16 protein-coding genes are annotated in these 15,004 nt (G+C 52.3%); 11 read left to right on the top strand and 5 right to left on the bottom strand.

Annotated elements, in window-relative coordinates; genetic code table 11:
* A partial coding sequence (locus AC2FHW_RS14910) for a DUF805 domain-containing protein (protein ID WP_496822186.1) occupies window positions 1-155 on the bottom strand: 155 nt, incomplete at its 3' end.
* Between the two features lie 563 nt (window positions 156-718).
* Between AC2FHW_RS14910 and AC2FHW_RS14915 the strand changes: the two genes are divergently transcribed.
* From AC2FHW_RS14915 to AC2FHW_RS14940, 6 genes are all read left to right on the top strand, one after another.
* A complete protein-coding gene (locus AC2FHW_RS14915; protein WP_170337109.1) occupies window positions 719-1,018 on the top strand; it encodes a hypothetical protein in 300 nt (99 codons plus the stop codon).
* Window positions 1,019-1,262: 244 nt separating this feature from the next.
* On the top strand, window positions 1,263-1,682 hold the full coding sequence (locus AC2FHW_RS14920) for a hypothetical protein (protein WP_271952805.1): 420 nt from the start codon (window positions 1,263-1,265) through the stop codon (window positions 1,680-1,682).
* A 55-nt stretch (window positions 1,683-1,737) separates the two neighbouring features.
* Window positions 1,738-2,352, top strand: coding sequence for a hypothetical protein (locus AC2FHW_RS14925; RefSeq protein WP_271952807.1), 615 nt, complete (start codon window positions 1,738-1,740; stop codon window positions 2,350-2,352).
* Between the two features lie 400 nt (window positions 2,353-2,752).
* Window positions 2,753-2,926 (top strand): hypothetical protein, encoded by a 174-nt coding sequence (locus AC2FHW_RS14930; RefSeq protein ID WP_170355752.1) that lies wholly within the window; start codon window positions 2,753-2,755, stop codon window positions 2,924-2,926.
* A 784-nt stretch (window positions 2,927-3,710) separates the two neighbouring features.
* Window positions 3,711-5,144 carry a hypothetical protein gene (locus AC2FHW_RS14935; RefSeq protein ID WP_281973660.1) on the top strand — a complete coding sequence of 478 codons (1,434 nt, stop codon included), beginning with the start codon at window positions 3,711-3,713 and terminating at the stop codon, window positions 5,142-5,144.
* Window positions 5,134-6,075: a metallophosphoesterase family protein gene (locus AC2FHW_RS14940; RefSeq protein ID WP_271952812.1), complete on the top strand. Its 942-nt coding sequence runs from the start codon at window positions 5,134-5,136 to the stop codon at window positions 6,073-6,075. Before AC2FHW_RS14935 ends, AC2FHW_RS14940 begins: the two co-directional genes overlap by 11 nt.
* Here the strand turns inward: AC2FHW_RS14940 and AC2FHW_RS14945 are convergent, their stop codons facing one another.
* The gene (locus tag AC2FHW_RS14945; protein WP_271952813.1) at window positions 6,076-6,834 is read right to left on the bottom strand and encodes a DUF4956 domain-containing protein; all 759 of its coding nucleotides are present in this window, start codon (window positions 6,832-6,834) and stop codon (window positions 6,076-6,078) included. It lies immediately after the preceding gene.
* Window positions 6,835-7,016: 182 nt separating this feature from the next.
* Here AC2FHW_RS14945 and AC2FHW_RS14950 point away from each other — a divergent pair, with 182 nt between their 5' ends.
* Both AC2FHW_RS14950 and AC2FHW_RS14955 read left to right on the top strand, forming a co-directional pair.
* Window positions 7,017-7,949 (top strand): SdiA-regulated domain-containing protein, encoded by a 933-nt coding sequence (locus AC2FHW_RS14950; protein WP_142639638.1) that lies wholly within the window; start codon window positions 7,017-7,019, stop codon window positions 7,947-7,949.
* A gap of 219 nt (window positions 7,950-8,168) precedes the next feature.
* Window positions 8,169-9,713 carry a ShlB/FhaC/HecB family hemolysin secretion/activation protein gene (locus AC2FHW_RS14955; RefSeq protein ID WP_142638997.1) on the top strand — a complete coding sequence of 515 codons (1,545 nt, stop codon included), beginning with the start codon at window positions 8,169-8,171 and terminating at the stop codon, window positions 9,711-9,713.
* Between the two features lie 530 nt (window positions 9,714-10,243).
* Here the strand turns inward: AC2FHW_RS14955 and AC2FHW_RS14960 are convergent.
* Window positions 10,244-10,513 carry a hypothetical protein gene (locus AC2FHW_RS14960; RefSeq protein WP_496821280.1) on the bottom strand — a complete coding sequence of 90 codons (270 nt, stop codon included), beginning with the start codon at window positions 10,511-10,513 and terminating at the stop codon, window positions 10,244-10,246.
* A gap of 122 nt (window positions 10,514-10,635) precedes the next feature.
* On the opposite strand from AC2FHW_RS14960, the gene AC2FHW_RS14965 reads away from it, so the two are divergent.
* The 3 genes from AC2FHW_RS14965 to AC2FHW_RS14975 all read left to right on the top strand — a co-directional run bounded on the left by AC2FHW_RS14965 (window position 10,636) and on the right by AC2FHW_RS14975 (window position 13,510).
* Window positions 10,636-10,932, top strand: a complete 297-nt coding sequence (locus tag AC2FHW_RS14965) for a hypothetical protein (RefSeq protein WP_282121536.1) — start codon at window positions 10,636-10,638, stop codon at window positions 10,930-10,932.
* Window positions 10,933-11,152: 220 nt separating this feature from the next.
* Window positions 11,153-11,929, top strand: a complete 777-nt coding sequence (locus AC2FHW_RS14970; RefSeq protein ID WP_271952844.1) for a 2-keto-4-pentenoate hydratase — start codon at window positions 11,153-11,155, stop codon at window positions 11,927-11,929.
* A 60-nt stretch (window positions 11,930-11,989) separates the two neighbouring features.
* The gene (locus AC2FHW_RS14975) at window positions 11,990-13,510 is read left to right on the top strand and encodes a DUF2779 domain-containing protein (protein ID WP_496822152.1); all 1,521 of its coding nucleotides are present in this window, start codon (window positions 11,990-11,992) and stop codon (window positions 13,508-13,510) included.
* A gap of 85 nt (window positions 13,511-13,595) precedes the next feature.
* Here AC2FHW_RS14975 and AC2FHW_RS14980 read toward each other — a convergent pair whose 3' ends face one another.
* Window positions 13,596-13,844, bottom strand: a complete 249-nt coding sequence (locus AC2FHW_RS14980) for an adenylate/guanylate cyclase domain-containing protein (protein WP_496822154.1) — start codon at window positions 13,842-13,844, stop codon at window positions 13,596-13,598.
* Between the two features lie 8 nt (window positions 13,845-13,852).
* Window positions 13,853-14,979 (bottom strand): IS3 family transposase gene (locus AC2FHW_RS14985; RefSeq protein WP_271952870.1). Its coding sequence is split into 2 segments (ribosomal slippage): window positions 13,853-14,715 and window positions 14,715-14,979, totalling 1,128 coding nucleotides; the frame shifts between segments, so codons are not numbered across the junction.
* Between the last annotated feature and the right edge of the window lie 25 nt (window positions 14,980-15,004).

Genomic DNA, 15,004 nt, shown 5'->3' on the forward strand with positions numbered 1-15,004 from the left:
GGGTTGGTCCCGAATATGATCGTATCCAGCACAGCTAAACCAGCACTCACGACAACCACAAACAAGAAGAACCACCAGTATTCTGAGCGTATAGCCCGCCCGGAGAACTGGAAGTATTTCGAGAAACACGTTTTAACGGCTTCACCGAATCCCATCTTTCAATCCTTTCTCAGTTTCTGTGCGGCCTCAAAACATTTCGCCGCTCAGGAGAACACACTCTCCCCTCTGGGGACTCCCACTTACCTTTTTGTTTGAAAGCAGAAGCCTATCGTACGGGAGCGTAGTGAATTTTGCGCGCGGAAAAAATATTGATTTATTAAAAATTAGATTCAAACATGCGAATTCGACACAACTTTATTTTACCTCGGTTGTTGTCGTTGCTGCTCGCTGTGCCGAGCCCTTCCGACTGCTGGAGTGAGTGCTGGCGGTCGGAAGGCACTTTACAATGATTGAGCGCTGGGAGGACGCGATGCTCAGACTAAACGTACTCGCCCTATTTCCAGAATTCGCTCGAGCTTTTGCCAGTGTCGTCATTAAGCCTTCACACGCTGTCGGCGGTTTCGGTTGTCAAAGAAATATCGCTCCGCCCCCCCCGCGACAAGTTGTTGGGAAGGGAAGTTACAGGGCCGAAGTATGTTCCATAGCCTGCTCTGACGTGAGAACTTCAAACAAGCCCATCCAATTTCACTAATTTCAAGGGAACCAGAGGGAGAAGAAAATGTCTAACAAGATGGTGATGATTGCAGGCGCGACATGTTTCGCACTGCTTGCGGCCTGCGACGACACGAGTACATCAAGCGCGTCCGCCGAGCTCACGCCGGCTCAGCAGGCGTGTTTGCGAGATGTAGCCAACACGACGAACAATTCGCAAGTCGTGGTGCTCTCATCCGCGTTTAGCGAGGCGGGAACACAGGTCACAGTCGGCGTTGGCGAGGATCGTGCTCCTTGGAATTGCATTGCTTACAGTGATGGCGCGACAGCTGGTATCGAGTTCCTTGGCGACGAAGGCGCATTGTGACCTGTTTGGTGCGTAGCTGAATACGGCTACGCAGCACTGGCTCACTCTTCGGATAGTTCGACTTGGTTTGTAGAATAACCACCATCGTATTCGCCATCCTTTACCTGCTGGCCTTGTTTGCATTCTTGACGGGTACATTTGGTTGGCTGGGGCAAGAAAGAGACCCTTTGTCCGGGGTGTTCCTTTTGCCGTTGGGACTACCTTGGATACTTGTAGCGGACTTGGTCTTTGAGTCGGCCAAACCATGGTTCGCGGCGATTGCACCGGTGCTCAACCTGTTGGCGCTGGTTTTGATTTGCAGGTGGGCACGCGGTTTGCGCCAGCAGTGAAGGCTGAACTCTTTCTCACCAAAAGGGAGGAAAACTTGGGAAAAGTGATCTTGGGTATCGTGATCGGGCTCGCCCTCGGCGTGGTTGGGGCGATGACCATGGGTGGCGGTGCCGCGATAGGTGTCGGCGTTGCGACAGGCTTGTCCGCCGGTGTTTGCACCACATTGAAAGGAGCACAAGCCGAGAACCTGATCACCGCCGAGCAAGCGGATCAAATCCTCAATCGCGTAAATTCCGAGATGGCATCTCTGCAAGGAATTGAAACGACAGGCGAGATCGTCGGCAGCGCACAGGCATGCGACGAGTTTCTGTCAAAGTTACGAGAAACGAAGTGAGGTTCCGCTTTGCACGGAACAAAACTGTAAGGATTAACCAACAGGGGACCATCTGATGAAACTCAGTTTACTAAAACTCCTCACACCCATGTTTGTATTTTCGGGCACAGCTGCTCTTGCAATGTCAGAAGCCGATGACGCTTGTATCGACCACTTGCGGCAGGTTGGTGGACCAGACGGTCAATCCGGAACGATTGAAAGCTCAGAGTTCTCAGAGGCGGGTACGCTCGTCATGCTGCGAGACGCAGGTGGAACACTTTGGCGCTGCATCGCGTACAAGGATGGAAACATCGGCGAGATGGCGGTTGTCGAGGCGATGGATGATGGCGGTGGAGCAGTGGCAGGCGCGGCCGGTTCTACCGGTAGCCAACGTGTCAAATTCGATGGTGGTTCCACCGGCGCCGAACTCGTTGGTGAACTCGCGCCCGGAGCGTCACAGCAATATGTTCTCGGTGCCAAAAGCGAACAGTTCCTTTACGTTCGCGTTGCTCCGCGAAATGGCTCCTTGGACTACGTTATTCGCAACCCCGATGGTTCTGAACTGTTGGGATTGATGTCGGCGGACAAGGAGTATCGAGGACAGCTTTGGCAATCTGGTGATCATGTTGTGGAGGTTATCAATCGCAGCAACTCTTCCGTCGACTACAACGTCATTTTCGGAATTGAATAGGTGATCAATCAGAAACCCTGGAACGCAAGTATAAAAAGAGAGGGAAAAACAGATGAAACCCAAGGTCCTATTGGTGATCGGCACGGCGTGTACTACCGCGCTTGCAGCATGCGACGACAGTGGCGGATCAGTGGATGCAAGTGCACCAACTGTGGGCAGCTCTAGCGATCTTTCGTCATTTGAAGGGGCAAGAGCGGGCCAAGCTGAAATGGGCATCCAAAGTCTCGGATTTGAACTCATCCGAAGCGAAGGTCTGACCTCGTACTGGTTTAACAAGGATACTGGTGCATGTGCTCGGATTACGACGTCTGAGGGAAGGTACTCAGAAGTAGCTATGCTGCCATCAGGTGACTGCTGACAAATTTCCATCAATCCCAAATCTTGAAGAAGGAGCTCAAACTTGCATTTCGACCTGGCACACGCGGCGGTCATCGTAGTCGCCTTGATCATCACTAACCTGGCATTGAAATCGGCTGGCGTGATCAACGAAGAAAACAAGCACCAATGGAATTGGAAAGTTTTTCTAGCCTACTTCGTGGTCGTCGTTATCATCAATCTGGTGTGGCCTATTTAAAGTTCCACAGCGGAAAGCTAACTGCCCACTTGATATGGTCGTCGTGAATTAGCCTTTCCGAGAGACTATCAGGTCGCAAAGGTTTGGGCATCAGAGGTTCAAGAATAGAAAGGAGTTGGCATGCGGTTTTTTGCGTCCCTCATATTCATTGGTTTTCTCGCAACCGCTGCGAACTCTGACGTGACCAGTCGAAATGGCGGTCCAACCAACAGTCAAATGCTTTCAAAGGGGGGTGACGGAGGCGTTGATGGTGTCGCTTTCTTTCGCCCAGTCTTAAGCGGAGTGTTGTATCGATCCGGTTTCAAGGGCGGCGACAAGGATCGAACTGGCCTGAGTGAAGGTCAACGCGAAACTCTGTGCAATGAAGGGTTTTCAACCGGTTTTTATGCCGACTTTGGCAAAAACACCGAATACGGTCGCACCAGTTGTGGAAACGGGTCCCTTGACTATCAAAGCGCCAGATCCTCCCGACCCGGTGCTGTCATGGCGTCCATACACGAGGTGATTGAAAACCCTGGAAAGGGCCCTGTTCTGGTGCACTGTATGTGGGGGGTTCATTCCTCAGGTGCATTGTCGGCGATGGCGCTCGTTCAGTTTTGCGGTTGGACAGAAGAAAGGGCCAAGGAATATTGGAATGATGCCCGAAACGGGGCCCCATGTTCAGGCGGGTGCGACCAGTGGATCGACTCAAAATTCTCCAACTTTAGTGTTGACCCCAAGTTGAAAATCTCCACCGAACAACAGGCAGCGATTTGCCCTAAATGATACCGGGAGGACTATCCAAATGAAGTTCAATCTTCTGGGGTCACTTGCTCTCATTGCACCCACTGTCTTGTGGGCGAACGACGATGTTCTAGGTGAAGCCACGACATTTGATAGTCCCAATGGTGTTATGGAACGCTGTATTCGGATCGAAAAAGTTCCAACGGGCGAGTACAAGAACAGCGATCTTGAAGAAGAAACTGCCTATTGCGAGATCGATTTCTATGCCTCCGAAATTGCCATTTGCCCGAAAACCTGGAGCACCAGCCCAGGAATGGCCGTCTACAATATTTCGGAAGGACCTTACATGGGGAACCGTTCTGAATTCGAGAGAAACGCTTGCAAAGAGGGGAAGGCAGCAAAAGATCTGGCCATGGACAGGGTGGCTAAATTCAAGTCCACCATGAACCAAAAAGGCACCAGTGGAACGTTTTCCACGTCTTCACTGCTTTACTATCATTTCTCCAGATATTTCGACGCGACTGTCAAAGTTCCAGTCGCCGTTTGGCGTAGCATGGACGCCCAGGCGCATTTTTCAGAGGTCGCCGAGCCTGGCCTTGCGATTTCTGGTGGCTCTCATGGCGGGCGCATGAACCACGAAGGCTGGCGGGTCTTCGCAGCTGCGGATGCTGACCCGAACTCATACCAGCCAACCGACGATCTGTTCACCGCAGATCGAACGCAAATATATGGTGTGCTGCTTGATAGCCCTGGGCATCGATACGGCTCGGAAATCAACGGCACCCGTAAATCTGGTTGGGGGAAAGGTCAGAACCGCGATTTTCAGGAAACCCCCGCTTTCTTGGCTTTGCGGTCTTCAAAACCATTGTCAGAGGCAATCGCAGAGGGCGTCGGAGAAGGCAGAAAAGACCGGATGATCAACAAGGATCTCGGTCCCGATGTCAGCGACCAACAGATGGCATTTTGGATGCAAGAACTCTCCGAAATTGTTCTCCTCGACTTCATCTTTAGCCAGCAGGACCGCGTAGGAAACATAGACTTCACACCCTATTGGTATTGGGTCGAAGACGGAAAGCTGAAGCATAAGAAAGCGAAGCACCATCAGCCAAAGGATGGAGATGTTCCTGCCCACGCGCTTTTGATCCGTCGAAGCAATCTAAACGACAACGATGCTGGGGGGCGGGTCGAGTATGCCAACTTCGCGAAATCTACTCAAATGCTGGAGAAAATGCGGCACTTCTCTCCAAGCACCTACCGGCGCTTGGTTGCTTTGAATAATGATCTTCAATCTCAAGGTCCCGTCTACGGCTGGTTGTCGCAAAGCTTTGGGTTGTCAGACAGTCAGATTGCCCAAGTTGTGAAAAACACCGAGCTGGCAACGTCCATTCTCCAGGACAATTGTTCTAATGGTGATTTAATGTTCGACTTGGATCCTGTCGCATTCTTTTTGAGAAACGACACCGAGGTAGAGGCAGTGGACTGTAATGCCCCGTAAGCTTTCCACCCTTTTTACGGCGTTCATTTGGACCGCTCTGATCGCCTGCAAAGCGGTGGCATTGGATGTTATCGTCATATCGGATCTGAACGGAAGCTATGGTTCGGTAAGATACGATGCCCGCGTCGACAAAGCGATTGAGCGGATAGTCGAGATTGATCCCGATTTGGTTATTTCGACCGGAGATATGGTTGCGGGACAGCGCATCCCCAACTTATCCGACAAACAGGTCAGGGAGATGTGGAAGGCGTTTCACGAGGCCGTATCAGACCCTTTAGAGGCTGCCGGCATTCCATTTGCGGTCACGCCTGGGAACCATGATGCCTCTGCGTACCGTGGGTTCGAGCGTGAAAGAAAAATATACGCAGAAGAATGGGAACCAAGAAAACCAGACGTCGACTTCCTGGTTTCGGATGACTACCCGTTCTTCTACGCGTTTGAGATGCAGGGCGTAACGTTTGCATCTTTGGATGCTACGACCTTAGGGCCGCTATCCGGTGATCAACAGGACCGACTTGTGGAACTGGGTGCAAATGGAGACCCGATTGTGACTTTCAGTCATCTTCCGCTTTGGCCCTTCGCGATCCAGCGCGAACGCGAAATCATCGGTGACTCAACACTTGAGAAAATCTACCTGGAAAGCGGTGTCGTTCTGCACCTGTCAGGCCACCATCATGCCTTCTATCCCGGTTGGAAAGACGGTGTGGCCTACGTCTCTCAAGCTTGTTTGGGAGGTGGTCCGCGTCGGCTTATTGGCGATAGCGCCAGATCACCTCACAGCTTCACTCATGTTAAGTTCCAGCCGAACGGAGAGTTTGGGATAGCAGTATATCGAGGGCCTGATTTCGAAAGGTCGGTAAACTTCAAGTCGCTCCCGAAAGAGATCAGATCTCCGAATGCTGTTTTGAAACGATTAGACCTTGTGAAATGACTAGAGGTTGAGTTTCAGTTCGACTTTTTCTGGGACCAGATCGTTTACCATCTCTTCTATCCGGGCTTCTGAAAGTCCTCCCGAGGTGATGAAAAGCAACGAAACGCGAGATTTTCCTGGGACGTGGTGTTTTCTGACAAGCTTCCAGCCAGCGTCTGCGGCCATGGCTTCAATGTCTCGGCTGACTTTCAATGAGTGTTCTTCATCCGAAGCCTTGAGCGAAACTTCCACGCCCTTGTTTCGCCCTCCGAGCCAAATGAAACACCAACATACAACCGCCACCAGTGTGGCCATCAAGGGTAAGCCCAGCCCTACCGCCAGCCCAAGCACGGTGACTATAATCATTTCCACCGTGTCGACCGGGTCATCCATATTTGATCGGAACCTTAACAGAGCTCCTATTCCAAAAATCACGAACCCGATCATCGATCCGTGCTGTACGACCAGAAAGCCAACCGCCATGCCGACAAGCGCATAAAGGAAGAACAGTCGCGGCATGACGATATCGCTGACACTTCTACGGGCTTTACGTCTCACCGGATGATAGACGATCAAGCCAGCCAGAATGATCGTGACGATCACATCGAGAGTAAAGAAATACAGTTCCTGTTTGCCACGAAACTGCGTCCACTGGCGTTCGATGAGAATTTCCGATTCCGAAGCCCCGGCCAGCATCGTCGCAGGGTCGACTTGTGACACCGCAGCACCTGGCAACAGCAGCATCAACAACACGGTCACAAATGTGAGGGTCGTATTCAACTTGTCTTCCTTCCTGCTCACGCCAAAGGCTTACGCTTCACCAAAGGCACATCGTGCCCTATTCAATTCAATCGCAACAGGCGGGATCAGGTAAAGAGATTACCGTGCATTCTTCGGACATCGCGTCCGGACTGTGATACGAACGCTGATACAAGGATATGGTCCAAGCGCGAGAAAATTGAATGGCAGAAAACAAAGTGTTTCCGTCAAAACCTACAATTTCACGGTGTTTCTGCAAACTTAGACGACTCGCTTTTACGGCCAGCTTGGTTGCGGCAGCCTTCTTGCCTTGGACCGATTTTGCCTACGCCGAAAGTGCTGGTTTGGTTCTGGTCGATAAATTCAAGGTGGCAGACAAATCAGAGGGATTTTCAGAGCCTTCCGGTTTGGCAATGTCTAACACTGAAGGCTTCTTGTGGTCTGTAAGTGATGCCGAACCTAAACTACACCTACTCGGAGTCGACGGGGTATTAGGAAACTCTTTCAAGTTGCCAGCATTGGCAGGATCAGATTTGGAGGGTGTTGCACCTCGAAAAGATGGGTCTGTTTTGGTGCTTCAAGAAACTGACCGATCAATCCTAGTCGTTCACCCAACTGACCCCATTCAACTGACGACAATACCTCTCGCATCTCTTAAAGGTTACCCGACCGCCGCTGAATTACTCGTCGGCAACCCTTTGAATAAGGGACCCGAAGGTATCGCCGTTGACCCGGAATCCGGGCGGGTCTTCGTTGGCATTGAGGGACAACCAAGGTTGTTAATGGTGTTATCGCCAGAGCTAGACGAAATTATTGAGATCATTCCTTTAGCCCGCGATGCAGGTTTTATCTCCGAGCGTGTAGATGATGATGAACTGGATTTGAGCGGCCTGGCATGGTCCCGGTCCTCGCGTTCTCTTTGGATTGTGAGTGACAAAGGCCGTCAGATCTTCATCTACAATCCAGAATCCAAGTCCGTAAAGTCTATCAGTTTGACGTTCACAGAAGATGGAAAACAAAAAGAAGTTAAACATCCCGAAGGGATCGCTCTCGATGAGATCAGAGGGCTTCTCTATATCCTGACAGATGATGCCAAGAAATCGCGGCTTTATGTTTTTGAGCAACCGGAGTTGTGAGGACCGTCCTACTAGTTCTCTACTCTGCGTGGTTGAAAAGCGGGGTTGTGTAAATGAGTGCCGTCTTATGTGCAGCATATTAAGTAAATCTGCGCTCTGTTCGATATGTTTCTAAAAAACATCACCCATCAATATATTCGAATAGCGTCAGGTTCACACATGCGAACCATGTAATAACGTTGGGCTTCAACATGCTCAGTCACCTTAAGGTTATCGATAATGCCCGTATCCAATTCGGTTGTAATTGCGATCATTTGCACTTTAGTGGCCTTTGTTGCAGTTCCAAAATACAGCATTGCCCAAACCTGGGACATCGCATCACAGCACTCTGTCAGCGGCGTAACGGTATATGATACGGATGAGCTGTTAACGTTTGCCGGTCAGTTGGCTTTTGATCGGTCAGGGCGCATCACAGCAGTGGATGTCGCATCAACGATCACGCAGATCTACCGAGAAGACGGTTACTTCTTGGCTGAGGCCTGGCCCGGCCCCGATGGGCAGAGCATAATTGTTGATGAAGGGCGTATTCAAACCATCGAAATTGAAGGTGTAGATACGCGCACGTTCCAAACCCTAGAGAAGATTTTTCAGCCCCTCACCACCTCCTATCCCATAACGCTGAAACGATTTGAGCGGGCGGTTATGCTAGCCGAGGACATACCTGACTTGGAGTTGTCGACCGAACTTGATTACCCGGATCAGGCTGGTGCTCGGCTGAGAGTATTGGGAGAGCCACTGCGAAAACAAGCCGGTAGTGCGACACTCGACAACCCTCCGCGTGAGCTTGGAGAAGCGCTAAGCTTCTATGTCGTGCAAGAGTTTTATTCAACGCTGACCGTCGGGGATATGCTGCGATTTGAGGGATCAGGCAATTACAATTGGGACAAAGACGATGAGCACTCTTTATGGGGCGCTCTTACCTATCGCACGCCGCTGAACAGCAATGGTCTGTACGGTGAGATCTTCTACGGGAACATAAACGCAAAACGTGACCTCTCAGGGGACTTTGCGAGAACAGATATTGACGGCGAGAACTTCACAGTCGCGATGGGTTACCCCGTGATCCGCGATGTGGCCCGTTATGGATATCTTCTGCTGGACTATCGCCTTTCAAAAGCGGATTCAGTCAGTGGTGGCGTTCCACTATCCAGTGACGCGAGTGTCGTTGGCCTTACATATCTTTACGGGCAAAACTATCCAAAGGGACAAGCTCTGGAAGCGGGGCTAACCTTATCTTTTGGTGACAATGACAACGACACGACAGACGCGAATTTTGATGACGGGGACTCTTCGTTCTGGCATTTGAGGGGCGGCATCGGATATGAAAGCCCCCTACCGGGCTTATCGCCCAACACAGCTTGGCGGACAGAGATCTGGGGTCAGTACACAACAGACCGGTTACCCTCTGTCGAAGAGTACTTCCTTGGTGATCGTTATGCGTTGCGTGGATACCGCTTTGACGAAGTGGATGGTGATTCAGGGATCTCAGCAATCTTCGAAGTATCTCACTCCTATTTCCCAAGCTCGCAGAGCGTAAATCGTCTGACGCCCTTCGCTTTTTTCGACGTTGGTTACATCTCGAATAATGATCCCGCCAGTTTCGAAGTGGGAAGTGCAACACTGGCATCGACCGGGTTGGGGCTGGACATCGAGTTTAAGCGAAACTTATTCCTATCCGGATACGTTGGCGTCCCTTTGAGAGACGGTCCTCTGACCGACTCGGGCGACCCAGGCGCGTATCTTGCTCTGACAACAAGTTGGTGAGGATGTTATGAAACTGAACAGAATTGCGTTACTTACAACAGCTTGTTTGATTGCAGAACTGGCCGCTACACAGGTCGTTGCCGGCGGAAATCAGTACGGGTGGTGCCGTGGCGTGGGGAATCCTCACCAGTCAAGCCAAGGATGCGGGCAGGCCGGTGGGCAAGGAACAGGTAATCAAATTACCGGCCCAACTCAGCCGGTAGCAAATCAGTTGCCGCCTAAGGGAACCCAGCAAACGCCCACATCCGTTACTGTTCCAGTCCTTGCGCCGGGCGCGGTTCCGAACGCAATTCCCGGTCAGGTTCCTATCGCGACACCAATAGCGGTTCCCGGTCAGGTTCCCACGCCGGTAGTAGCGCCGACCCTAGCTCCGCCTTTGACTCCAAATGCGACTCCAAACCGGGTTCCGACAGCCGTTCCAAATCAGGTTCCGCCATTGGCTACCGGGCCTACCGCGGTGCCGCCGCAAGTTCCGACTGCAACTCCCAATCAAGTTCCGATAGCTATCCCTGGCCAGGTTCCGCCTCAACCTACCGGCCCAACAGCGGTGCCGCCACTTGTGCCCACCGCGACACCAAACCAAATACCAGTCGCAGTTCCTGGTCAGGTCCCGCCTCAGCCCACCGGTCAAACTGCTGTGCCACCGCTCGTCCCGACTGCAACACCAAACCAAATTCCGGTCGCAGTGCCCGGCCGTGTTCCGCAACCCAGCGGTACAACAGCGACGCCACCGCTTGTCCCAACAGCAACCCCCAATCAGGTTCCCACGGCGGTTCCTGGCCAGGTTCCACAGTTGACACCAAAACCTACGGCAACTCACGTGGCCGTCCCAGGGCATCCGAAACCACAAGGCGTCGTGACAATCATGCGCCCCAAGCCGAGGCCGACGACCGGTACTGTCCAGCGACCTGGAACAACTCAAGTGACCCACCATATAACCCACCAAAGCAATGCGAAGAAACACGATCACGTCGCAGCAACACCTGGGCGGCATGATCCGCACGACCTACCGAGATTCCGCAACGCGGCGGCCAAGGAAGACTGGGAATGCGTTGCCAGCGGATTTGGGCAACGTCGGTATGATGCCGGGCGCGGCGTGTTGCTGAACAGCGGGGCACTACGACACCTTGGAAATGTGGATGCGATGGCTCGTGATGTACCAGCACGGCACCCGAAGCATTCCGGATGCATTATCTCGGTCAAACGAAAGCGGCAGTAGCGCCAGGCACATCTTGAAGCCTTAGAGGAATTCTTCCGAGTGGGAAGCTGGTTTCCAACCAAGGTTAAGTTGAAGAATAGACATCAACCGAAGGTTGTCATCTCTCAGAAGGTTAATGAGGCATATCCACACTTTCATTGCAAGCCTTTGAGTTTCCGACGATGGCCCTTCAAAACCTCGCTTGCATCGCAATCCAGCCGTCGGAGCGTATAATGCGAATATGACAAGAGATATTGAATCTAACGCTCAGACAATTGCTGATGCCCTGACCTCTGCCCAGCAGATACCTAAACTGTCTTCAGAGGCAGGACAGCTATCGCTGGATGACGCTTATTCGATTGCTAGTCGTGTCCGCGAGATTCTGGACAAAGAAAGAGTTGGCAGAAAAGTCGGCTTCACGAACCGCACGATTTGGCCTGTTTACGGTGTGGATCAACCCATTTGGGGAGAGGTCCACGCAGATGGGCTGTTTTCGACTGATCAGCCGGTAAACTTGGCAAGGTATTCAGAACCGAGGATTGAACCAGAAATCGTACTCGGCCTTAGACATACACCGACGGCTGAAATGAACGATGAGCAGTTGGCAGGTTGCGTGGAGTGGGTCGCTCCAGGATTTGAAATCGTCCAATCGATTTATCCAAACTGGAAATTCTCGGTCGAAGACTCAATCGCAGCACAAGGGTTGCACGGCTGCCTTGTTCTTGGCGACAAAATCGAGGCGACGCATGATATCTTGACCGGCTTGGCCGAAGTGCCACTAGCGTTGTTCAAGGGCACCGAGGCTATCGAGGCCGGCAAGGGTGAAAACGCGCTCGGCGGCCCAATTAAAGTCCTGGCTCATCTTGTGTCTCTGCTTTTCAAAGACGACCAGCTTCAGGGAGGCGAGCTAGTCACAACTGGCACATTGACAGACGCATGGCCAGTGTCTCCAGGTGAAGAATGGTCAGCTGGTTTTGGTGGCGTGATGGACGCCGAGCTATCGGTACGATTTACATGAGGCTTTGGTAGAGTGGTAACGCCGACTGCACCAAAGAAAAGTTACTCTCAATAGCTGACCATGATGGTCTTCCACTGGTTTCACAAATTCTGGAATGCAAATTACACGATGCTATCCAAATCAGACTACATGTTGTTTCTCAGGCACCCTGCCTGGCTCTGGATCAAGAAGCATGCCAGGCATCTGTTGCCGCCAATTGACCCTTCGTTGCAAGCACGCTTTGACGAGGGGCACGCCTTTGAACCATATGCAGAGGAGCTTTTTGGTGATCTCGTTCGCCTCGGTTTTTCAGATTTTTCAGAATACCAGGCTCTGCCCGCGCGTACTTTGGAGGCTTGGAGAAACGGTGCAAACGCAGTGGCGCAGGGACGCTATGAAGATGGAACCATAACTTGCATCTCCGACATCGTGAGCCGCAGTGATGATGGGTACGTTCTGACAGAGATCAAGAGCGGGACTTCTGCAAAACCCGAGCACACTTTTGATCTCGCATTCCAGCGTGTCGTGCTTGAGGCGGCCGGGTTCCCCATTACGCGCTGCGAAGTTGCACATGTGAACCGTGATTACGTCAGAAACGGCGAAATCAATCCGCAAGAGCTTGTCGGCATCACTGACATCACGGATGCGGTGACTGAGCAGCTCGAAAAAACACGCACGCTTATCGATCAGGCATTGAGCGTCGTTGCCAGCGGTACGATGCCTGATCCGTCCCCCGAACGTGCGCGCCTTAAATCCTATGGTGAATGGCTGGAGATCCGCGAAAAATTCGACCCACCTCTCGCGCATGACAGTATCCACCGCCTTCCGTTCATGAATGCGGAAAAAGCCTCGGAACTCATCGCAAATGGGATCACAAAGATTGACGAGATCAGTGATCCATCTGTGTTGGGCAAGTCGACACAGCGCTACTTGAGAACAGTGGCGAACGGTGAACGCACAATCGATCATCAGGAGTTAAGCAGGTTTCTGAGCGAGATTGTCTATCCGGTTCACTATTTTGACTACGAGACATCTCAGAGTTTGCTGCCACCCTGGGACGGAACGCGTCCCTATCAGCAAGTGGCTTTCCAGTATTCCTTGCATATCCAGCATGAGCCTGGCGGAGAAATTGAGCACAGGGAGTATCTCCACCGAGACGCCAGTAACCCAATGCCAGCCTTGCTGAAAAGGCTTCGTGAGGACATAGGAAACGTTGGCTCTGTAGTGGTTTGGTATGCTCCGTTCGAGAAATCGCGCAATACGGAAATGGCGGAAACTTATCCAGAGCATGCAGAGTTCCTGAAAGGCCTAAACGCCCGCGTTGTAGATCTTATGAAGCCGTTTGCGGATGAAGTGATCAACGATCCCGCGTTCAAGGGAAGCGCCTCTATCAAGGCCGTTCTTCCAGCGTTTTTGCCAGAACTTTCATACGATGATCTGGACATCAAAGAGGGGGCGAGCGCGTCTCGCCTTTGGAAGGACGTAACACTGACGGAACCGGATGATCCAGCGCGCGAGAAGGTATATGCTGATCTTGTGGCGTATTGCACGCGCGACACCTGGGCGATGGTCGCAATTCATCGGGAATTGCTGGCGATGTGAGGCGTGCTGCGTAGCAAAAGACGTTTTGCGACTTTGCTCTGCTGGGTATCTGTGTGGTTTGTCGGCGTTAGAGCAGCCGCAATACTCAATCTTGCCACTCCAGCCGATATAAGACGTGGTGACCGCGTAGACCTTTCAGGAGTCTCGGCTCTATTTCAGAAAATGAGAAATCGGTTCGTCCTCCGACCATGGCGCGAGTCGCATCTGACACGAGTATCTCGCCTGCCGCACCAACGGTCGTTATCCGTGACGCTTTGTTGACCACAGTACCGAAGAAATCTCCACGAGATTGAACGACATCACCAGTGTGATCAGCCCCACTTGTGTGGTCCAATTTGATTGTTAGTGCATGACCGGCCTTTGGTCCATTTGAACGATGGTTTCCGGGGCCGGCGGTTTATATCCCAGAGCACTGTGCGGGCGTTTTGTGTTGTAGTGTTTCCTCCATTCTTCGATCAAAATCTGCGCTTCTCTTAGACAGTAGAAGACTTCTCCATTCAGGAACTCATCTCTGAACCGCGCATTGAAACTTTCACAGTAACCGTTCTCCCATGGGCTGCCTGGCTCGATGTATGCGGTCTTTGCTCCAACTGCATTGATCCAGTCTTGCACCGCCACGGCAATGAACTCAGGGCCATTGTCGGAGCGAATGTAGCTTGGCACACCGCGCATGATGAACAGGTCACTCAGCACGTCGATGACATCGCTGGAGTTCAGCTTGCGGTCCACACGGATCGCCAAGCACTCCCGGCTGTACTCATCAATGACGTTGAGCGTGCGGAATGCCTTTCCGTCATCCGTTCGACAATGCACGAAGTCATAGCTCCAGACGTGGTTTCGATGCTCCGGCCGCAGCCGAACACACGATCCATCATTTAACCAGAGCCGCCCCTTCTTTGGTTGTTTCATTGGCACTTTCAGCCCCTCCCGACGCCAAAGCCTTTCGACGCGCTTGTCATTCACCTGCCAGCCCGCATCTCTCAGCAAAGCCGCGATCCGGCGATAACCGTAGCGGCCATACTGGCGGGCCAATTCTATCATGTCCGCCACCAGGCGCTTCTCGTCAGCTCGACCTTTCGGCAGCTTTCGCTGTGTGGATCGGTGCTGTTTCAGGACGCGACACGCCCGGCGTTCTGAGACACGCAGTTTGTGGCGCACATGGTTGATGCAGGCACGGCGACGGGCGGGGCTCAGTAGTTTCCCTTGGCCGCCTCCGTCAGGATCAGTTTGTCCAGGGTAAGATCCGAGACGGCCTTTCGAAGACGCTCATTCTCTTTTTGAAGGCGCTTAAGTTCCTTCAATTGATCCGCACCCATTCCGCCGTACTTCTTCTTCCAGCGATAATAGGTCTGTTCAACAACACCAATCTGCCGGATCGCATCCAGACGGGACATGCCTTGCCCCATCAATATCTCAACCTGCCGCAACTTCGAGACAATCTCTTCCGGCTTCGGTCGCTTGTTCGCCATGTCGTTCCTCCATTTTCTTAACCAT

The organism is Ruegeria sp. YTSA108, assembly GCF_059610185.1.

Excerpts from the sequence above, each read along its gene's own strand:
- AC2FHW_RS14915 (WP_170337109.1), top strand. The coding sequence starts at position 719 with ATGTCTAACAAGATGGTGATGATTGCAGGCGCGACATGTTTCGCACTG.
- AC2FHW_RS14920 (WP_271952805.1), top strand. The coding sequence starts at position 1,263 with ATGGTTCGCGGCGATTGCACCGGTGCTCAACCTGTTGGCGCTGGTTTT.
- AC2FHW_RS14925 (WP_271952807.1), top strand. The coding sequence starts at position 1,738 with ATGAAACTCAGTTTACTAAAACTCCTCACACCCATGTTTGTATTTTCG.
- AC2FHW_RS14935 (WP_281973660.1), top strand. The coding sequence starts at position 3,711 with ATGAAGTTCAATCTTCTGGGGTCACTTGCTCTCATTGCACCCACTGTC.
- AC2FHW_RS14940 (WP_271952812.1), top strand. The coding sequence starts at position 5,134 with ATGCCCCGTAAGCTTTCCACCCTTTTTACGGCGTTCATTTGGACCGCT.
- AC2FHW_RS14950 (WP_142639638.1), top strand. The coding sequence starts at position 7,017 with ATGGCAGAAAACAAAGTGTTTCCGTCAAAACCTACAATTTCACGGTGT.
- AC2FHW_RS14955 (WP_142638997.1), top strand. The coding sequence starts at position 8,169 with ATGCCCGTATCCAATTCGGTTGTAATTGCGATCATTTGCACTTTAGTG.
- AC2FHW_RS14970 (WP_271952844.1), top strand. The coding sequence starts at position 11,153 with ATGACAAGAGATATTGAATCTAACGCTCAGACAATTGCTGATGCCCTG.
- AC2FHW_RS14975 (WP_496822152.1), top strand. The coding sequence starts at position 11,990 with ATGATGGTCTTCCACTGGTTTCACAAATTCTGGAATGCAAATTACACG.